Source organism: Nocardioides sp. (assembly GCF_036374615.1).
In the GTDB taxonomy this organism is placed as follows: Bacteria; Actinomycetota; Actinomycetes; order Propionibacteriales; family Nocardioidaceae; genus Nocardioides.
On the sequence record NZ_DASUTK010000125.1, the window covers coordinates 1 to 20023 of the forward strand.

At 68.6% G+C, this 20023-nt stretch carries 18 protein-coding genes; 9 read left to right on the forward strand and 9 right to left on the reverse strand.

Features of this window, described 5'->3' with window-relative positions; all coding sequences use genetic code 11:
• The first annotated feature begins 485 nt into the window (after positions 1-485).
• Positions 486-839 carry a lipopolysaccharide assembly protein LapA domain-containing protein gene (locus VFZ39_RS10105; RefSeq protein WP_330865620.1) on the forward strand — a complete coding sequence of 118 codons (354 nt, stop codon included), beginning with the start codon at positions 486-488 and terminating at the stop codon, positions 837-839.
• Positions 840-1079: 240 nt separating this feature from the next.
• Here VFZ39_RS10105 and VFZ39_RS10110 read toward each other — a convergent pair whose 3' ends face one another.
• Complete coding sequence (locus tag VFZ39_RS10110; RefSeq protein ID WP_330865621.1) at positions 1080-2396, reverse strand: NTP transferase domain-containing protein; 1317 nt, start codon at positions 2394-2396, stop codon at positions 1080-1082.
• A gap of 439 nt (positions 2397-2835) precedes the next feature.
• On the opposite strand from VFZ39_RS10110, the gene VFZ39_RS10115 reads away from it, so the two are divergent.
• From VFZ39_RS10115 to VFZ39_RS10130, 4 genes are all read left to right on the forward strand, one after another.
• Positions 2836-3702 carry a hypothetical protein gene (locus tag VFZ39_RS10115; protein ID WP_330865622.1) on the forward strand — a complete coding sequence of 289 codons (867 nt, stop codon included), beginning with the start codon at positions 2836-2838 and terminating at the stop codon, positions 3700-3702.
• Positions 3699-4589 carry a hypothetical protein gene (locus tag VFZ39_RS10120; protein WP_330865623.1) on the forward strand — a complete coding sequence of 297 codons (891 nt, stop codon included), beginning with the start codon at positions 3699-3701 and terminating at the stop codon, positions 4587-4589. The genes VFZ39_RS10115 and VFZ39_RS10120 overlap by 4 nt, the downstream gene beginning before the upstream one ends.
• 948 nt (positions 4590-5537) lie before the next feature.
• Positions 5538-5885 carry a hypothetical protein gene (locus VFZ39_RS10125; protein WP_330865624.1) on the forward strand — a complete coding sequence of 116 codons (348 nt, stop codon included), beginning with the start codon at positions 5538-5540 and terminating at the stop codon, positions 5883-5885.
• 101 nt (positions 5886-5986) lie between these two features.
• Complete coding sequence (locus tag VFZ39_RS10130) at positions 5987-6814, forward strand: class I SAM-dependent methyltransferase (protein ID WP_330865625.1); 828 nt, start codon at positions 5987-5989, stop codon at positions 6812-6814.
• Positions 6815-6908: 94 nt separating this feature from the next.
• Here the strand turns inward: VFZ39_RS10130 and VFZ39_RS10135 are convergent, their stop codons facing one another.
• Genes VFZ39_RS10135 through VFZ39_RS10145 form a run of 3 tightly spaced genes read right to left on the reverse strand, consistent with a single transcriptional unit; the run spans position 6909 to position 9734 of the window.
• On the reverse strand, positions 6909-7724 hold the full coding sequence (locus VFZ39_RS10135) for a protein phosphatase 2C domain-containing protein (protein ID WP_330865626.1): 816 nt from the start codon (positions 7722-7724) through the stop codon (positions 6909-6911).
• Positions 7725-7737: 13 nt separating this feature from the next.
• Positions 7738-8001, reverse strand: a complete 264-nt coding sequence (locus VFZ39_RS10140) for a hypothetical protein (protein ID WP_330865627.1) — start codon at positions 7999-8001, stop codon at positions 7738-7740.
• Positions 8002-8012: 11 nt separating this feature from the next.
• Entirely contained in the window at positions 8013-9734 is a 1722-nt protein-coding gene (locus VFZ39_RS10145; RefSeq protein WP_330865645.1) for a sodium:solute symporter family protein, read from the reverse strand.
• A gap of 141 nt (positions 9735-9875) precedes the next feature.
• On the opposite strand from VFZ39_RS10145, the gene VFZ39_RS10150 reads away from it, so the two are divergent.
• The 4 genes from VFZ39_RS10150 (at position 9876) to VFZ39_RS10165 (ending at position 13469) form a co-directional block, all read left to right on the forward strand.
• Positions 9876-10403, forward strand: a complete 528-nt coding sequence (locus VFZ39_RS10150) for a toxin-antitoxin system HicB family antitoxin (protein ID WP_330865628.1) — start codon at positions 9876-9878, stop codon at positions 10401-10403.
• Between the two features lie 102 nt (positions 10404-10505).
• Positions 10506-11330, forward strand: a complete 825-nt coding sequence (locus tag VFZ39_RS10155) for a DUF4097 family beta strand repeat-containing protein (protein WP_330865629.1) — start codon at positions 10506-10508, stop codon at positions 11328-11330.
• Positions 11331-11366: 36 nt separating this feature from the next.
• Entirely contained in the window at positions 11367-11516 is a 150-nt protein-coding gene (locus VFZ39_RS10160; RefSeq protein WP_330865630.1) for a hypothetical protein, read from the forward strand.
• 63 nt (positions 11517-11579) lie between these two features.
• Positions 11580-13469 (forward strand): CocE/NonD family hydrolase, encoded by a 1890-nt coding sequence (locus tag VFZ39_RS10165; RefSeq protein WP_330865631.1) that lies wholly within the window; start codon positions 11580-11582, stop codon positions 13467-13469.
• 20 nt (positions 13470-13489) lie between these two features.
• Here VFZ39_RS10165 and VFZ39_RS10170 read toward each other — a convergent pair whose 3' ends face one another.
• From VFZ39_RS10170 to VFZ39_RS10190, 5 genes are all read right to left on the reverse strand, one after another.
• Entirely contained in the window at positions 13490-15079 is a 1590-nt protein-coding gene (locus tag VFZ39_RS10170; RefSeq protein WP_330865632.1) for a peptide ligase PGM1-related protein, read from the reverse strand.
• Positions 15076-16212, reverse strand: coding sequence for a response regulator (locus VFZ39_RS10175; protein WP_330865633.1), 1137 nt, complete (start codon positions 16210-16212; stop codon positions 15076-15078). The genes VFZ39_RS10170 and VFZ39_RS10175 overlap by 4 nt, the downstream gene beginning before the upstream one ends.
• Positions 16209-16592, reverse strand: a complete 384-nt coding sequence (locus tag VFZ39_RS10180) for a response regulator (protein ID WP_330865634.1) — start codon at positions 16590-16592, stop codon at positions 16209-16211. The genes VFZ39_RS10175 and VFZ39_RS10180 overlap by 4 nt, the downstream gene beginning before the upstream one ends.
• A complete protein-coding gene (locus tag VFZ39_RS10185; RefSeq protein ID WP_330865635.1) occupies positions 16589-18871 on the reverse strand; it encodes a GAF domain-containing protein in 2283 nt (760 codons plus the stop codon). Before VFZ39_RS10185 ends, VFZ39_RS10180 begins: the two co-directional genes overlap by 4 nt.
• 166 nt (positions 18872-19037) lie before the next feature.
• Positions 19038-19997 (reverse strand): siderophore-interacting protein, encoded by a 960-nt coding sequence (locus VFZ39_RS10190; protein ID WP_330865636.1) that lies wholly within the window; start codon positions 19995-19997, stop codon positions 19038-19040.
• Positions 19998-20023: the final 26 nt, after the last annotated feature.

Below are 20023 nucleotides of genomic sequence, written 5' to 3' on the forward strand. Positions count from 1 at the left end.
CTGAATCTCCTCCACCCCGGCCACCAGCTCCCCGTCCGGGCGAGCCGACCACAACACCTCGGCGACCCCGTCGACCCCCGCACACGCCGAGGCCACGACACCGGCCGGTGTCGGGTACGGGAGCGGAGTGATCGCCATACCCCCTATTCACCCGTATCCCACCCACCGAATGCACCGCGCCGAGCGTCGTCTGTGGAGGAGTGAGACCGAAGTCGCAATGTGCACGATCACCGGTCCACGAACCCGGTAGTTCGTTCATCGCGAAGCGGCCCGGCCCGGATCAAGGTTGCGGCGCGCCGTCGGCGAAGCCGGCCAGTGGCGGCTTCACCGCTCGGCCGGCGCTCCAGCGACAGTGCTTGGCCCGTCATAGGCGGCGGAATGACGTGACTCCCGGGTGGGCGGTGGGTTGGTGACGACATACATGCGAGTCTCGAAGGACACTTTGGGTACTTCTCGTTCGAGCGTCCCTCGACCAAGGAGACACCATGAGCACCGCCCAGCCCTCGGACCGGGAAGTCGGAGATCCGACCTCGCAGAGCGACGCGGCTACTAGCGGTGACGAAGTGCCCACACCTGGGCACGACCCGCTCCGGGGATCCCGAACGAGCGGCACCTGGATTGCCGTCATAGCGCTGTCGCTGTTGCTCCTGCTGTTGGCCGTCTTCATTCTGCAGAACACACAGAAGGTGGAAGTTGCATTCCTCGGGTGGAACGGTCGGGCTCCGCTTGCCGCGACCCTCCTCATCGCGGCTGCTGCCGGCGCGCTCGTGGTCGCATGTGCTGGCGTGCTACGAATCCTCCAGCTTCGCCGACGGGTGAAGCGCCAACGCACAGCGTGAGTCTCGGTCGGCACTGGAGGATATTGCGTCGACGGGAACCACCGGTTGCCGATCCCGCTTGACCGAGTCACCACTGCCCCGCAGGCCGCAGTGGGACGCAAGACGGCCGCCAGCCTGCTACGCCTTCGCGCCACGACGAACTCGTCGTCACAGTGATCGTGGCACGCGGTGTGCGAGACCGCCCTCTCGCGGCGGATAGACGCACCTTCAAGTCCGCCATTGAGGTTGGCTCGGCGGGTATCAGCTGTGCATCGCGCGCAGGAGCAGCACCACGCCACGCGCCGTGTCGAGATTGGCCGCGACGGCGACGACCGCCAGCCCCCATAGCGGTAGGCCGCCGATAGCCGCCAGGGCGAAGATCAACAACCGGACCTCGCGCCGGAAAAGCAACCGCACGTCGGTGTCGCGGCCTACCGCGTGGATGTAGGGGATCAGCAGGCAGCCGCACCCGGCGGCGAACCCCCAAGCCCAGGCGGTCTCCGTGTGGCCGGCGCCGATGACCAGGCCGACCACCACGGCAAGGTCGGCATAGCGGTCCAGCAGCGTGTCCAGCGCGGCGCCGCGGCGCGAGGCCCGGCCGCTTACTCGCGCGAGCTCACCGTCGACGCCGTCGAGGGCGGAGCCGAGCAGGACGCCGAGCCCGCCCGCGGCCATCGCCCACCGGTCACCGATTGCGATCAGGCCGGACGCGAGGAGGGTGGTGGCGAAGGCCAGCAACGTGGCCACGTGCGGGCTGAGCCCGGTCCGCAGCAGCTGGCGGGTCAAGGGCCCCGAGATCCGCCGGTTGACGGCCCGGGCGATGATCTGGTCGGTCGGCTTGGGCCCGTACCGATGCCACATCACCCGCTCCAGGGCCCGCACACCATCGGGTGTGTCGACGGCCGCCCAGAGCCCGGTGAAGTCGCAGGTGGTCATTTCGAAGCCGTGGTCGAGCATCCGCCGCCGCACGGCGGCCCACGGCATCGCCGGTGCGTCGGCCGTCGCGGCCAGGACGTCGGCAACGTGGACGAAGCTGAGGCCGGCGTCGACCGCGGCGTACTCCTTCAGGTCGGCTGCCAGCTCGAGCAGTCGGCCGTCGGCCGCGGTCCGCACCCGGACGGGTGGCACGCCTCCCAGGCCGCCCACCTGGCGCTGTGGGTCACGGTCGACGGCCAGCACGTTGCGGCCCGGCGCGGCCATCAGCCGCCGTACGTCGTCGGCCTCGAACACGTGGTCGCCCATGACGACCAGGCACCGGTCCTCGTCGACCTGCTGAAGGCCGACCAGCACCGAGGTCGACGTGCCCTGCTGCCAGTCTGGGTTGACCACCAGTTCGACCGGGAGGCCGTGGGAGTGGATGGTCGCCGCCACGTCCTCGCTTCGGTAGCCGGCGACCACCACGATTCGGGTCACTCCTGCCTCGCTCAGCACCTTGACCGTGCGGTCGAGCAGGGTCACGCCGCCCACCCGCCGCAGCACCGTCGGCTGGAGTGAGCGGGACCGCTGCTTCGACTCCGCGGTCACCACGATCGCGCTCGTCGCCCGTGACTGGGGATCGGTCTCCGGGCGCGGGTCCATGGCTCGCAGTATGCGTCAGCACGCTCGTGCGCGCCGGGGCTCGGGTGCGGAGATCCCTACCTTCCTCCCGCCTCTGAAGCCCCGCCCGAGGAGTCGTACGGGATCGCTGCTGCGCGTCATTGTGACGTGCAGAGGCGGCGGAATGACGCTCATTCGCAACGTGCACTGCAAGCGGCATGAACTTGCAGTTCTGCACCTGGAGTCAGTCGAACGTGAAGTGCTCCCACCAGAACGAGATCTCACTGAGACACGCGGGCTGGTCGATCACGCTGGGTGTCGATCGGCCAATGGGCAGTTCCTCTTAGGGTCGACTCTGTTCCGGCGCTCGATCTCGCGGCGCTGCTCGACCTGGTCACACACCGCGTTCACCAGGAACGTTTCCGTGGCACCGCGCCGACCGCTCACGCAGAGTTCTAACAGTTTCAGTGACGTGCGGAGCATGGCGCCCGGCGACCAGTGGGAATACCCTGGCAAGCGATTGGGTGGGGTCTTGTCGTGCCTAGTCGGGGTGGATATGTCGAACGGGCTGGTGCTAGGGATCGTATTCGTCGCGCTTGTGGTCGCTTTGATCGCTGGCTTCGCGGCAGGGCGGCGGCCGAGCACGGTGACTGAGCTCCCGGTATCCGCGTCGAGTGTCGACCCGATCCTCGCGCCGTTTATCGAATGTCTTCATGTGTGCGAGTCAGAGGAAGATGAGCGATATGTCGTCGCGTTGACCCGACTGCGAGAACGCCCCGAAGAGGTGAGCGCGGCGATTCGCACGGCCTACCCAGGGGCTGACGAGTCGGCGTTCGACTTCCGACGGTCGTTGCTGCTCACAGCGAATCGGCTGGAACACCCCACGATCCTGCCCTTTCTGGCCGCCGTTGCCGGCACGTCTGCACAATCCAGGGGCGCGCACGAAGGTGGTCAATCGGCAGCGGCGTCCGATCTGCGGCTCACGGCGCTCGACGGGATCGAAGCCATGGCGGTCGGCGGAGTCGAGTCGGCGGCCGACGCCCTGCTCGACCTGGTCACGTCGAACGACCGGGCGGTGCAGGCCGGTGCAGTCGTCGCCCTCACTCACGCAGAGGGATTCTCCGACCGGCTCGCGCGGGTGAGAGAGCTGCTGCCGGAGAACCGTCAGTATCTTCTGGATGTTCGCCGGGTCGACGTGCGCGACGCGTCGCAAATCGCTGATCCGACCGGCACGCTCAGCGGCATCCTCACCACCGACAACCGGCCAGATCCCAACACCGGCGAGGTTCGCGGCGCCCCGACAGGCCCTCACCGCCAAACGCCGCGGGCAGCAGGGGGAACAGGATGAGTTGTCAGTACAGCGTCGGATCACTGGCGCTATCCGGCGACGACATCTACGCCGCGCGGATTTGCGACCAGCCATTCATCGACTACGCCTGGAACAGTTACGGCTTCAATTACGACTACTGGCAGGACGGCTGGGGCTGGAATGACTGCTGCAATGTCACCAAGCCCCTGGGCCGGGTGTTCACGGCTCTCTGGCTCCTGAACTACTCCGCCGAGGACTGGCAGAACGAGTCCTGGAACGCGCCGATGATCAACTGGGCCCCGCGCTACGTTCGGGAGCAGTTTCAGCGCTACGACGATCTTCGGGCAGACTGCGGCGACGGCGGATCTAATGCCACCACGAGCGGCTGCCAGTGGACACGGTCGTTCTATGAGTGGAAGTGCACCCAGTGGCGGCGGGAAAAGCATCGCGAGTGTCGCACCTGGGGAGTGTTCAGTTTTATCTGCGTGTTTTTCGTGACTATCCTTTCCTGGTTTTGCGTACTCTGGGGGTGGGTCAGCACCACGGCCTGCACACTTTGGTACTGGACGGCCGGCGGTGGAGAGAGCGTCACCCTTCACCTTCCCTACTTCTACACGATCGCCGACCCGGTCAACGACCCGCGCGACGTCCTCGCCCGTGCGGGCACTTTAGTGCACGAGTCCCGCCACATCGGGGGCAAGCCGCACAACTCGACGTTTCCCTCCGGCTCCGCGTTCGGCACTGGCGACGGGGCCGACGAGTCGTGGAGTTACGACGGCGCCTGGAAGTTTCACGCCCTCTACTGCTGGTGGTTTTATGCCGCGGGATCACGTACCTCCATTGCTTTGAAACAGGCAGCGAAGAATCGCGCCAACTTCATCATCAACAACGCGTTCCACGATCACCCCGGTGTAGCGGTGTTGTGATGAAGGCTGGCCCAGTCGTGGATGGTCACCTGTGCTGGCCTTGCGTCATCGGTGGCATGGCAACGCTCGTCGCGGTAGTTGGGATCGCATATCTGATCATCACCTGGCTGCTGTTCTGAAGCGAGCGCCCGAGCTGCGTGGATTTGGTCTCCCTCTGTTCTGCCCGTTGGACTCCCTCAGCACTGCGAGCCTGCTCAGAGTTTGATTCACCCCAAACCCGGGAGGATTCGTCCTTGCTGGGGGAATGTCGACCATCGTAGGGAGATCAGATCTGCGCATTCCGATGATGTCGTTGTCTGCCCCCGTAGCAGGTCCAGGGCGCCCAACTGCGACGACTTAGGGTGGGCTGGTCAAGTCTGCAGCCGTGAGGAGGCTGGGCGGCCGACCGACGATCGCGCGATGGGGATGGCAGCTGTCGCGGCGGAATGACCGCCCTCGACGCTGGGATCACGGCCAGCCACTAGCGCGGACGCGATGCGTCCTTGCACACTGTCCCGATGGCTTCGTTCGACGAAATCTAGGACCGCATCCGGCGCTGCGCGGGAGAAAGCTTCGCAACGGCTACAGGCCTGCCATTCACCTATCGCACGCCTGGCGATTACCTTCGGATCGAGCGGGATGGTCGCGAGATCTACAGGTCTCTATCGCGGACAAACTTTGAGAAGGCGACGAAGTCGATGCCCGCTGCTAGGCCCAGCGACATCAAGGACCCTCAGGGTTCGGCGTACACATGGGCAATCCTGATGGATAAGTGTGTCCGTCAGGGTGACTGGTAGCCCACCGAGCATCAAAGGGTCGAGCAGCGCCGACCAGACGCGGTTGTGTGACCTCGCAGGTACGCGCCTTCGCAGTTGGTCCCGCGCAGCGCAGCGCCCATAGGCGTCCGAAGGTGCTGAGGTTTGCCGAACTGCCCACGTCCAGGTTCGGGACGGCGTAGCGTCCACAGACATGTGGACCCCTCGACTCGTCGTGCCCGCTGCGCTGGTGATGGTCACCCTCACCGTGCCTTGGCCCGGCACCGTCGGACCCGCCAACGCAGATACTCCTCGCTGCGTCTCTGGTGCGGAGTACAGGAAGATCCACAAAGGTATGGCGCGAGGGAAAGTGCACCGGATCTTCGACACGAAGGGCAGGAGCTTGTTTGAGAACCCAGGCGCTGTGCATAACTCCGCTCGGAAATACCGAATGTGTTCGGGCTTCGCCGCCGCCACTGGCGATACCAAGGTGCAGGTCCAGTACAACAACTACGCCGCCAATGGCGGGCCCCAGCTGGTGGCATTCAAGCAGCACTACTAGGCGCTAGCGGCGGTATGTCGTGCCAGGGTGGTCGGGGTCCGCCCGGGTTCACCAGCGGCATCCGGCCCTGGCACCTGCCGTCTGGTCTTACGATCGGTTTCATGCTCGACGATGTCGCGGCGGAGCGGTGGCGCGACGAGCAGCGCGCCGTCTACAGCTCCGGAGACACCGAGCATCTGGCCCGTCAGCAGGAGTCGCTCGCACTTGCATTGGTAGAGGCGGCAGGCCCGAGGCCCCGTCAGAAGGTCCTCGATGTCGGTGCCGGGACCGGCAACGTAGCCGTCGCAGCCGCGCGGCGTGGTGCCGTGGTGACCGCAGTCGACATCACTCCTCACCAGGTGCGGCTCGGCGTCGAGCGCAGCACCACGGAGGGCGTCGAGATCGAATGGAGAATCGCAGACGCGGAAGCCCTTCCCATCCCGGACAAGACCATCGACCTGGTCTTGTCGAACTTCGGCATCGTCTACGCCGCACGCCCGAGCAGAGCTGCCACGGAGATCATCCGCGTGCTGAAACCGACGGGCAGAGCGCTGTTCACGGCATACCCGGCAGATTCCTTCAACGGCGAGGTGCTGCGGATCGTGGAACGCTACATGCCCGGAGCCGGCGGGGCACCTGCCGTTGACGAGTACGCCTGGGCCGATCCCCCCACCCTTCAACGCTGGTTCGCCGGCTGTCGGATCGAGATCACCGAGCATGTGCACTACGTCGACCCGCAGCCATCGGTGGAGGCGTGGTGGGAGGCCATGCGCGGCGTGCCGATACTCGAGCGGCTCCGCGCAACCCTGAGCGAACAGGACTTCCGGACCTTCCGAGAGAACGTCATCGCCTTGCGCGTCCGTTACGCCGACGTCGCGGCCGACGGCACAGTCAAGCCATTCAACCGATATCTGACCTGCCATGTCGACGTGAGCCACGCCGAGCCATGAGCCGAACGGGCGCCTCGCGTCTGCCGCGAGACAAGCTCTCGTCCGCGTCCGGGCACCGTGTCCTACCTGCGCTCCGATTCCCTGCTCCGGACGCTCACAACGCGCAGTAGGCGACGCTCGCGTCGTCAGGCGCGTCAGCCTGCGGAGGTGCACCGGCGTCCGACCCCGAAGATTCGACGTGGCGGACGCGTCGGAGGATCTCGCCAGGACCGTCGGAGCGGAGGAGATCCATGACATCGCGCCACTCCCCCAGTCGATAGGGAGAGACGAACCTGGCAGCGCCGTTGCTGAGGAGAGCCACACCACCGAGCGAGGCGAGAGGCGTGCTGCCGGTGACCGCCGATGAGGCTGCCGCGGGATCGTCCTTGGCGATCCAGTAGCCGCCGGGCTGGTTGCGCCGCGCCCTGAACGCACGGACGACGTCAGCCAGCGCCCGCTCGTAATCAGGGGAGCCCGGTGTCAGGTCACGGAGCGGCGACGAGCACTCGCGGCGCACATCGACCTCACGCGGGTCGGTGACCACCTGGGGGCCGGAGGTCATGCGGTCCAGGACGACGAAGGTGTCAGCGAGCACGAGGTGGTCGACGTGATCGGCACCGACCCGGACGATCGCCACCGTCGCCTGGGGACTGTTCGGGTGACGGAGGTCGCAGGTGCCCCGGTGCTGGCCGGCCACGGCATCGATCGCCTCGGCCAGCGCTGCGACCAGGGACACTTGCGGCGTCCGTGACAGCAGGTCGAGCAAGGTCGCACCCAAGGTCTGGGCGTACCACGCGACCCCGTGCCGACAGATCGCCTCCGCGCCGGGGATCCCTGCACCGTCGAGGAGCACCACGGCGTCATCCGTCGCGCCGACGAAGTCCTCGTTCGGCCGACCGTGGCCGGCGCTGGAGGCCACCTCCACCTTCATGAGAGGGCGGACGTCAGTGGCCAGGCTGCGGTTCGTCGTCTGTGCGATCGACGTCGTCGGGGACCACGATCGGCCGCAGCCTCGACCACGCGATGAAGATGACACCGACGACGAGCAGCGCCAGACCGGCCCACAGGTTGGCGTTGACGCCGCCGGTCTTGTCCTCCTCGGCGTCTCCGAGGAGGCCCATCAACGTCAGGATCACGCCGTACGCCGTGAGCAGCATCCCGATGATGTTCCGGACGTCGAAGGCGCCGGCGGTCTTCTTCTCAGCCATGGCTCTTCTCCTCAGAAGATCACGTTCAGGACGACGACCATGGCAAGGGCCAGTCCGGCCAGCGGCACGGTACGGCGGTACCACGGGGCGGACGCCTCGTTGGGGTCGGTGCGCATCTCGGTGGGGGTCTCGGAGTAGACGAGCCCGACCAGCTGCTTCACGGGCTTCGGCTTGGTCACCAGGGAGACGACGACGCTCAGGCCGATGTCGACGACGAACGCGGTCGATGCGGCGAGGAATGCGGCACCTTGTCCGTCCACCGGGATCACGCCGCGGCTCAAGGAGCCGAACGCGTCTTCGCTGAGGAAGGCCACGATCACCGCGGCGAGCGTGCCGGAGACCAGGCCGACCCAGCCGGCCGTCGCGGTCATCCGCTTCCAGAACATGCCGAGAATGAACGTCGCGAAGAGTGGGGCGTTGAAGAAGCCGAACAACGTCTGGAGGTAGTCCATGACGTTGGAGAAGCTGCCGGCGATCGATGCCGTGAAGATCGCGATCAGGGTCGCGGCCACGGTCGCGACCCGCCCCACCTTCAGGTAGTAGTCGTCCTCGCGGTCCTTGACAACGTAGTCCTGCCACAGGTCGTAGCTGAAGACGGTGTTGAAGGCGGAGACGTTGGCCGCCATCCCGGCCATGAACGCCGCCAGCAGGCCGGTGACCGCCAGCCCGAGAAGGCCGTTGGGCAAGACGTCGCGCATCAGCAGCAGCAGTGCGTCGTTGTAGGTCACGTCTCCGATTCCCTCAGCACTCGGAGTGCCGCCGGCCTTGAAGTCGGCCAGGTCGGCCACGAGGACCGCCCCGATCATGCCCGGCAGGATCGTGATGAAGGGGACGAACATCTTGGGGAACGCTCCGATCACCGGCGTACGGCGAGCGGAGGAGATCGAGTCGGAGGCCAGGGCCCGCTGGACCTCGACGAAGTTGGTGGTCCAGTAGCCGAACGACAGCACGAACCCGAGTCCGAAGATGATGCCGATCACCGACAGGACCGGTGAGTCGAAGCCGGTCAGGGCCTGGCCCGGCCAGGACTCCAGCTGTTGTTCTGCGGGTGGCCCGGCACCGCCGTCGGCGGCCTCGGTGATCTTGTCCGTCAGCCCGCCCCATCCGCCGACTCGGTGGAGCCCGATCAGCGTGAGGGGCAGCAACCCGGCGACGATCACGAAGAACTGCAGCACCTCGTTGTAGATCGCCGCCGACAGCCCACCGAGCGTGATGTAGAAGAGCACGACCATGGCGGCGACGATCAGCGCGGTCCAGCGCGGCCAGCCGAGCAGCGCTTGGACGATCGTCGACAGCAGGTAGAGGTTGACGCCCGCGATCAGCAGCTGGGCCAGTGCGAAGGAGATCGCGTTGACCAGGTGGGCACCGGGCCCGAACCGCCGCAGCATGAACTCGGGCACCGATCGGACTCCGGACCCGTAGTAGAAGGGCATCATCACGATGCCGAGGAAGAGCATCGCCGGGATCGCGCCGACCCAGAAGTAGTGCACGGTCGGGAGCCCGAACTCAGCGCCGGACGCGGACATGCCCATGATCTCGACGGCGCCGAGGTTGGCCGAGATGAACGCCAACCCGGTCACCCATGCGGGGAGCGAACGCCCGCTCAGGAAGAAGTCGACCGAGTCGGAGATGTGACGCCGGGCGAGCAGTCCGATGCCGAGGACGAAGCCGAAGTAGATGGCGAGGATCGCGTAGTCCACGAGCCGCGCGTCGATCAGGCTCTCTGCCATCACCGTGACCTGTGCTGACATCCCGGGGCTCCTCACCGTCGGCGGCTGGACTCACCTAGTGGCCGATGTACCCCGACCCGCCTGACGTCATTCCTCGCCACTTTGCCCTTGACATGACATCACTATGACGTCATAGTGGTGCACATGGACATCACGCCGTACGTCGAGGGCCTTCGCCGGGACCTGGTCGCCGCCGCCGACGCAGGTGGCGACGAGGCGCGGCAGGCAGCCGAGCGCCTGGTGCTCGCCCTCGACCCCTCCGCCCGGCTGGCGCTGATGGAGGCGATCTCCCAGGCGGCCGCCGAGATCACCGCCGAGCTGCCGAGCGGCAGCGTGGACGTCCGGCTCACCGGGCGCGAGCTCGACTTCGTCGTCCAGACCGGGGCCGTCCCCGCCCCGCCCGCACCACCGCCGCCGCCGACGGCCGAGGAGACCGACGAGGGCGGCCTGGCCCGGATCACGCTCCGGATCCCCGAGTCGGTCAAGGCTCGCGCCGAGGAGCGGGCCGCCCGGGCCGGCGACAGCCTCAACACCTGGCTGGTCAAGGTGGTCCGCGCCGCGACCGCCGAGCACGCCATCGAGGTCGACCTCGACCTCTCCAGCCTGAACTTCGGCGGGTTCGACCCGTTCCGCAAAGGCAAGGGAGACCGGCGGATGACCGGCTGGCTCTGACCCGACACCCCGACGACGCAGCAAGCACCAGACACCACCCACCACCACCGTGGGACCGGCACCGGGCCGGCCCCCTGGCCGAGCACACCCTGGAGGCATCCCATGACCGAGTACGACTTCTCCACTCCCGAACCGCTCTCCCTGTACGTCGAGATCGGCGCCGGCCAGGTGGACGTGACCGCCACCGACACCGCTGAGAGCCGGGTCGAGCTGAGCGGGCGGCACGCCGACGAGGTCGTCGTCGAGCTCGACGGCCGCAACCTGCGAGTCGTCGCCCCCAAGCGTCGCGCGGGCTTCTTCACCAACGACGACTCGCTGTTCGCGACGATCACGGTGCCGAGCCGCAGCGACCTCGCGGTCCGCACCGGCAGCGCCGACCTCGGCGTCGTCGGCGAGATCAGCTCCAGCCACGTGAAGACCGGCTCCGGCGACGTCCGGCTCGACATCCTGTCCGGGCAGTCGACCGTCGAGACCGGCTCGGGAGACGTGGAGATCGAGGACGCCGGCTCCGCGCTGCGCGTGAAGTGCGGCAGCGGCGACGTCCGCATCAACTCGATCCGTTCCGGCGCGGCTGTCTCCACCGGCTCCGGCGACGTGCAGATCGGCGCGAGCCACGGCCCGGCCGTCGTCAAGACCGGATCCGGGGACGTGCGCGTCGTGGAGGCCGACAGCGACGTCTCGCTCGTGACCGGCAGCGGCGACCTCCAGATCGACACCGCTCGCCGCGGCAAGTTCTCGGCCAAGGGTGCCTCGGGCTCGATCCACGTCGGCATCCCGGCCGGCACTCCCGTCTGGACCGACATCTCGACCGTCTCCGGCCGGATCCACAGCAACGTCGAAGGCGGTGGCGAGCCGACCGACGGCGCCGACCACATCGAGCTGCGCGCGACGACCGTCAGCGGTGACGTCGTCCTGAGCGCCTGCTGACCCCACGACCACCTGACACCCGAGAGGAGGACCACCATGAGCAGCTACTTCACCGAGGCTGTCGAGGTCGCGCGGCGACAGGAGCTCGCGGAGCGCGCCCGGCGACCGGTGCCGGGCCCGCGCCCCCGCACCCGCACCCGGGTGGCCGCCGTCCTGCGGCACACCGCCGACCGGCTCGACAACTGACGACCGACCTGACCCATAGCCCCTCCTGCCCCGCCTCGTTGTCGGGAGCAGGAGGGGTTCTTCATGCGCTCACGACCGGTCTCACGCCTCACGCTCGCCACCGCCGCCACGGCCCTGGCCCTGCTGATCCCGCTGACGCCTGCCGCCGCGGCAGCGGTGGATCCGGCATCCTCACCGGCGGAGCGTGACGCTGCCTGGGCGCCGCGACCCGCCCGGTTCGCCGGGACGGTGACCCGGACCGACCTGAGGATCCCGATGGACGACGGCGTGGTGCTGCGCGGCGACCTGACGCTGCCGGCCGACGCCGCCGGCAAGCCCGTGGACCGTCGGTTCCCGGTCGTCATCACGATCACGGCGTACAACAAGCAGGCGATGGGCGGCGCCGGCGGTCTTGCCGGTCCGGGCGGGGAGTACCTGGTCCGACGCGGGTACGCCCAGCTGACCGTCGACGCCCGCGGGACCGGCGCCTCGGAGGGGGTCTGGGGTGCGTTCAGCCGCCGCGAGGCCCGGGACGCCGGCCAGGTCGTGGCGTGGGCGCACTCGCGCAAGCGCCCGTGGAGCAACGGCCGGATCGGCATGACCGGTCCGTCGTACATGGGGATCTCGCAGCTCTTCGCGGCGTCCCGCAGACCGCCCGGGCTGAAGGCGATCTTCCCGCAGGTTCCGGCGGCCGACGTCTACCGCGACGTGGTCGCCTCTGGCGGCCAGATCGACGTCGGCTTCATCCCGCTGTGGCTGGGGCTCGTGACCGGCACCGGTCTGGTCCCGCCGGCGGACGGCGTGCAGCATCCCGAGTCGGCGATCGGGCACCTGGTCGACCGGCTGATGACGGCCACCACGTTCACCGCCCCGCTGCTGGGCGACGCCGTGCTCGGCGGCCAGCCGGCGTACGACGGTCCGTTCTACCGGGAGCGCTCCCCGATCGAAGTGATCGACCGGGTCGACGTCCCGACGTTCCTGATCGCCGGCCAGGACGACCTCTTCCAGCGCGGGACGCCGATGGTGTTCGACGCCCTGAGCCGACGCGGTGTCCCCACCAAGATGATCGTCGGCCCGTGGGACCACCTGCAGGGCTCCTCGGGGGCCGAGGTCGGCGACGCGGGCTACGGCGACCTGGCCGAGCTGCAGCTGCGGTGGTTCGACCGCTACGTGCAGGGTCGCCCCGACCGCACGCTCGACGCGGACATCCCAGCGCTCACCTACTACGAGCAGGGCAGCGACCGCTGGGTCAGGCGCGGCCGGTGGCTGGCCCGGGACCTGCGGCCGAGGACGCTCGCGCTGTCCGGCTCGGCCACTCCGGGCCTCGCGCCGGGCCGGCTGGTGACACCGGGCGTCGTCGACGCCGGTCGCACGGTCGTGCCGCCGGTGCCCGTCAGCGGACTCTGCACGCGCTCCGCCAACCAGTGGACCGCCGGGATCCTGCAGCAGGTGTGGCCCGACAGTCCCTGCCTGCGCGACCAGCGGTTCAACGACCTCACCGGTGTGGTCTTCGAGACGGCGCCGCTGAAGAAGCGGCTCCGGATCCAGGGCCCGATCAACGCCAGACTTTTCACCTCCACCCCCAGCGGTGACGGCATGTGGTCCGTCACGGTGTCCGACGTCGCTCCCGACGGCACGGTCGACCCACTGACCGGCGGCTGGCAGGTCGTCTCGCACCGCGCGCTGGTTCGCAGCAGGAGTCGCTACCTGGAGGGCCGGCTGGTGCAGCCGTGGCACCCGTTCACCCGGCGGGCCCGGCAGCCGCTCGCCGACGGAGCCGTCGCACCGGTCGACGTGGAGGTGTTCCCGACCGGAGCCGCGATCCGCCCGGGTCACCGGCTGCGGGTCAGCATCCAGGCGTTCGACGTCCCGCACCTGCTGCCGCCGGTCCCCGACCTGCCGGGCACGCTCCTGCCGCTCACGATCCACACCACCCCGCAGCGACCGTCGATCGTGATTCTCCCGACCCGCTGATCGGGGAGCCAGGAGCGGCGTCAGACCGGAAGCGGGGGTTCCTCGATCGAGAGACGAGCCTCGTCCAGCAGGATCCGCTGGGCGGCGCGGTAGCGCTCATCAGCCTCGCGCGGGGTGTCGCCGACAGCGGTGAGACCGATCGTGCCGTGCTCGGTGAGACAGCTGATCATGTGGAAGACGATGCCGACCTGCCGGGACTGGTCGAAGTGCAGTCCGTGACGCGCCACGATGTCGAACAGGTCGCTCGGCATCAGCCCGCGCAGCTGATCGGACTCGAAATGGTCGGTGGCCACCAGGTGCTTCTCGTGACCGCGTGGGGTCAGGAACAGCGCGGTGTCAGGGTCGTACCGGCCGTCGGTGAGGAACTGCAGGGTGAGGAACGGGTGCGTCGTCCCGCCCTTGCGCAGGTTGAGCTCGATGGCGTACGACGTCCACTCGCCGCTCGCGCTCCGGACGACGACGAAGTCGACCGCGAACCTGCCCAGCGCTCCTTCACGGGCGAGCCGCTGTCCGATCACCTCGGCGTGCCGGGTGATCGAGCGGGCGTACTCCGGTGCTGCAGGGAAGACACACCCCAGATAGCTCTGACCACTAGCACCGCCGAGCAGCTGGTCATGTGTGGACAGCAGCTCGACCTCGCCGCCGGGGAGCACCCGCAGCTGGACGCTCGGGCTGCGCAGCTCGCTACCGGTGATCCGCTCCTCCACGATGCCGCCGCCCTCGGCGAACTTGGCGACGTAGGTGTCGAACGGCGTGTCCTGTGACTCCAGCTCCATCGCCCGGAGGCGCTCCATGACTGCCGCCCGCTCGTCATGCGCGCCCGGCGACGGCAGCCCTGACAGACGGACGACCGCGTTGCCCGCTCCCGAGACGCCCTCGTTCAGCTTGACGATCACGCTGTCCATCCCCGCGCGTCGCGCACGCATCGTCACCACGGCGTCGGCCAGGTCGTCGAGAGTGCGCAGGTTCTCCATCCCGAGCGGGTACGGCACGCCGGTCTCGGCAAACATCTGGCGGCATCCGCTCTTCGAGCCGAGCGGCGCCAACCGGGGATCCGCCGCGTACATGGGGATGCCGAGTGACAGGGCGACGTCGCGTTCCAGCTCGGTGGTGTTGTACGGCAGCAGGTGGGAACGCGCCGGGTTCGGGATCAGCGCTCCGATCCGTGCCAGCACCCGTGGTCGCTCCAGCAGCTTCTCGCTCAGCGAGCGTGGGGATGAGTCGTGCACGGCCACCAGGGACAGCCGGGCGCGGGCATGACTGGGGATGACACCGGACAGCAGCGCGAGGTAGTACTCGATGATCTCCGGGGCGATCGGCATCGAGGTCACGTAGATCATGCGCAGCCGCGGTTGCCGCAGCAGCACCAGCAGGAACAGGAAGCGTTCCTCCATGGCCTGCGTCATGCTGCCGCTCGCGGCCACCGCCCGGTCCAGGGTGATGGACGGGACCACCACCACCGACTCGTCCGCGTGGTTGAGCCGCATCGCCTCCCAGACCCCGCCCATCCGGGCCTGCAGGGCGTCGAACCGGCGGTACCGCTGCTCCTCGGTCAGGCTCGACAGCACGTCGGGCGCCCCCGCCGGTGCGGTCCAGAGGTCCCCGGTCACGACGGCGTCCGGGAGTTGTCGACGCCCTTGATGCTGTACGACCGGACGGTACGACTGAACCCACGCAGGTCGCGGGCGCCGGCGTCCTCGCCCACCACGAGCGACCCGGCGGCGGACAACACGCGCTCGGTGACCAGGATCTGCCACGGGTCCGCGGCGTCGCACAGTCGGGAGGCGAGGTTCGTGACGCTCCCGATCGCCGCATAGTCGAACCGGCCCTCGAACCCGATCTTGCCGAGGGTGGCGTACCCCTGGGCGATGCCGATCCCCATCGCCAGGTCGTGACCTTGCCGAGCCCACACCTCGGCCAGGCCACGGATGCGAGTGCGCATCGCCAACGCCATCCGGATCGCCCGCAGGGGGCCGTCCTCGCAGCGCACCGGGTCGTTGAAGAAGACCATCAGGCCGTCTCCGGCGAACCGCTCGAGGGTGCCCTCGAAGCGGAAGATCAGGTCGCCGAGCGCTTGGTGGTACTCCCCAAGGACGCCCATCACCTCCTCGGGCTCGCTGGCCTCGGCGAATTTCGTGAACCCGCGCAGGTCACAGAACACGACCACGATCTCCCGGCGGTGACTCTCGAGGAACGTCTCGTCACCCGAGTCGACGACCAGCTCGGCGAGCTGGGGTGAGAGGAAGCGCCGGAGGCGGCTCATGCGCTCGAGCTGGTCCACCTGCGCGTCGACGCGGGACGTCAGCTCGCGGTTCCACGCCGAGAGCTCCTGGGCCTGTCGCTCGATGGTGTCCTGGTACCGCTTGATCCGGGTCAGGGACGCGACCCTGGCCAGCAGCTCGTTCCGGTTGACCGGCTTGGTCAGGAAGTCGTCGGCGCCGACCTCCAGCGCCTTCACCTTCTCCTCGTCCCCGCTCGCGGTCACCATGACGACCGGCAGGTAGGCGGTGTGGTCCTGCTCGCGGATCCGGCGGCACACCTCGTACCCGTCGATGCCGGGCATCCGGATGTCCAGCAGCACGAGGTCCACCGAGGAGTCGCTGATCACCTTGAGCGCCTCCTCGCCGGACTCCGCCGCGACCACCTCGTAGCCCCGGGAGGTGAGGATCGCGTCCAGCAGCCTGATGTTCGGCGGCTGGTCGTCAACGACGAGGACCGTGGCGCCCGACGCATCCTCGGTCACGAGGCACCTCCCGCCTCGATGAAGTCGCGCACCTGTGCAGGCAGTGCACGCGCGCTGATCGGCTTCTCGACGTACCCGTCGAAGCCAGAGGCGAAGGCTCGTGCCCGGTCGTCTGCCATCGCGAAGGCCGTCACGGCGACGACCGGGATCCGAGAACGGCCGTCATGTGAGCGGATCTGCCGCAACGCCTCGGCACCGTCGATGCCGGGGAGCTGCAGGTCCATCAGGATCAGGTCGGGCGCGGTCTCCTCGGCCAGGCGGACCCCGTCCTCGCCGGAGGTCGCCTCGACGACCTCGTACCCGGAGTACACCAGGACGTCTCTCACCAGCTTGAGGTTCTTCGGGTTGTCCTCGATCACCAGGATCTTGTGATGACTCACGGCTCCTCCCCCTCTGGTCCGTTGCGGTGGCGGCGGCCACCGGCCGACGTCGTCACGGTCGCGAGCGCGGCCAGCAGGTTCTCGCGCCGGACCGGCTTGACGAGATAGGCCGCTGCGCCGAGGGCGGCGCCGCGCGCCTGCTCCTCGACGATCGACACGACGATCACCGGGATGTCGCGGGTCTCGGGATCGGCCTTGATCGCCTCCAGCACCGACCAGCCGTCGAAGCCCGGCAAGCGGATGTCGAGGAGCACGAGGGCGGGGCGCACGCGTCGTACCGCATCCAGGCCGGACGGGCCGTCCCGCGCCACCGTGATCTGGCTGGCCACTCCGTCGAGGTAGACCGTCAACAGCTCGAGCGAGGGCCGGTCGTCCTCGATCACCACCACGTGACCGACCAACGGCACGACGCCGGAATCGCCGTGTCCACCTGTGGCCTTGACGTCGCGCTCGGGGAGTGAGAACCCGAACGTGCTGCCGACCCCCACCTCGCTCTCGAGCCACATCGTGCCGCCGAGCAGCTCGACGATCCGGCGCGAGAGCGTGAGGCCGAGGCCTGTCCCTTCCTCGCGCGAGCTCCCGCGACCGCCCTGCTGGAAGGACTCGAAGATCCGTTCGCGTTCCGCCTCGGGAACCCCGATACCGCTGTCGGTCACCGTCACGTCGATCTCCGTACCCCGACGCTCGGCCCGGGCGACGACCGAGCCCCCGGCTCCGGTGAACTTCACGGCGTTCGTCATCAGGTTGAGCACGACCTGCTTGAGGCGCAGCTCGTCGGAGTGGATCAGGCCGACGTCCTCGGAGACCGCCACGCTCAGGGTGATGTCGTGGGCGGCGGCTCGTTGACGGAGCATGGCTGCGGCGTCCTCGAGCAGCGCCCGCAGCTCGAACGACGAGTACTCCAGCTCCATCCGCCCGGCCTCGATCTTCGAGAGGTCGAGGATCTCGTTGAGCAGCTCGAGGAGGTGCGTGCCGGAACCGTGGATGTCGCGCAGGTACTCCTCCTGGCGGTCGTTGATCTCGCCGAACATCCGCTCCAGCAGCACCTCTGAGAAGCCGAGCACGGCGTTGAGCGGGGTCCGGAGCTCGTGCGACATGCTCGCCAGGAACTCCGACTTGTGTCGGCTGGCCAGCTCCAGCTCGAGACTCTGCTCCTTGAGCTCGCGGTAGAGCTGGGCGTTCTGCAGCGCCAGCGCCGACTGGCTTGCGAACGTCTCCAGGAGATCGATGGTCTCCTCCGTGAAGTCACCGGTCCGCTTGCGCCGGACGATGAGCGACCCCACGATCTTCCCTTCGCGCAACATCGGCGCAGCGACGAGCGAGCGCCAACCGTCGTCGAACAGGATCTGGAGGTGTGGGTCGAGCGGAACCGCGCTCAGGTCCGGCACGGTGATCGGGCGCCGTTCCGTGGCGGCGCGACCGACGAGCGTCTGGTCCACCCCGATCCGGATGGAGCGGAGCCGTTCGACGACGGCAGGTGCCGTGCGGTACACCCGGCGCACCAGGAAGCACCGGTCCGGCTCGGAGTACTCCATGATCGAGCCGCCGTCGGTCTCCGACAGCTCGACGGCGTGCTTCGCGATGGTGGCGAGAACGTTGTCCACGTTGAGGCTGGAGTTCACCGCTTCGCCGACCTCGCGCAGCGCCTCGAGCTCGTCCACCTTCCGCGCGAGCTCGACGCCGCGCGCTTCGAGCTGCTGGACGAGCTGGATCGTGTTGACCGCCATGGCCGCCTGGGCCGCGAACGCCGACCCGATGGACATCTCTCTCTCGTCGAACGGGCTCACCTCGTACCGCCACAGGTTGAGCGCGCCGATGACCTCGTTGTCCACGAGCATCGGGGCGGCCATCACGCTGCGGTACCCGGCCACGCGCTGGAGGTCGTGCCCGCCGTACTCCGGGTCGGCGAGCACATCGGTGATGTGCCCGGCCCTCCGATCCAGTGCGACCCGGCCGACCAGCGTCTCCCGGTTCAGCGGCATCGGGTGCTCGGTCGTGTGCCGGATGGACTCCTCAGACAGTCCGACGGCCTTGATCGGCATGAAGAGCCCGCCCTCGAGCACCCACAGGAGGGCGGCATGTCCCTGGCAGAGTCGGCGGGCACTCTCCACGACGGTCGTGAGGACGGTGTCGGGGTCGCCGGCGGAGCGTCCGAGCGCCGAGAGCACCTCGTTGGCCGCCGCAAACTGATCGGACAAGACGGCGTAGTCGCTCAAGACCCGCGTGTGCTCAGCGGGATCGACGATGCCCGAGGTCGTCGCCGGCCCGTGCTCGGCCATCGCTCCCTCCCCCCGCTCACGCAAAGCTCGCGGTGGTGACCCTTCCCTCGAGTGTCCACTCGTTGGGTGCCTACGGCAATCAGTTGGCGTCACCGATTCCGCCGTCAGGCGTGTGCTGGGGAGCCGTACGTCGCCCTCACGCCGCTCGGGGGAGCGCGTCGCGAGGTCAGGAGCGCATGGACACGCCGCGACGCCAGTAGCCCATGAAGGCGACCTGTCGGCGGTCGATGCCGAGGTCGCGGACCAGGTGCCGCCGCATGCCGGTCACGACCTTCGACTCTCCCGCGATCCACGCGTACAGGTCCGAGTGCCGCTCCACGTCGATGGCGGCCCGTTCGTCGACCGGCTCGTCGCAGGAGGAGGAGAACGTCGGGGTCTCCCACAGGTCGGGGTCGACCTCCTCGTCGCTGACGTCGGTCACGGCTGCCGGCGCACCGAGGTGCGCGGTGACCGCTGGGTGCAGCCGGGTGCCGTGCTCGGCCCCTTCTCGCGGCAACCACACCACCTCGACCCCGGTCGGATGGTCGACGTCCTGCACGTCGGCGGCGTAGGGCACCTCGACGAACGCGGTGCCGCGCGCGCTGGCGGGCAGCTGCTCGAGGATCACGCAGATCGCAGGCACGGCCGTCTCGTCGCCGGCGATCAGCAGCCGCCTGCCGGGCTCGGGGTGCCACTCGATGCCGCCGTACGCGTGGCCGCGCCTCGGCGCCATGATCGCCAGCCGGTCACCCGGCGCGGCGTTCAGGGCCCAGGAGTTCCCCGGCCCGGTGGCGCCCTCGTGCACGACGATGTCGACGACGAGGCGGGCGTCCTCACCCTCGCCGACGACGTCGCGGATCGAGTAGGTGCGCATGTGGCCGCGCTCCTCCTCCGGACGGTCGAGCCAGGTGCTGAACCAGCTCTCGTCCGCACCGGTGCTGTGCTTGTCCAGGAGAGCGGGGACGGCGCCCGGCTCGCCCGGGAACACCAGCTTGATCCGCTGGTCGTACCACGGGTGGACCACGCCGAGATCGCCGAGCAGGGGGGCGCCGAGCTCCACGCGCACGAAGCTGGGCGACAGCCGCTGGACCGTCCGGACCTCGACGGTCCCCAGCAGCAGGGGCAGCTCGGCGGTGGTGCTGGTCATGACACTCCTCGGCGCGGGGCGACTAG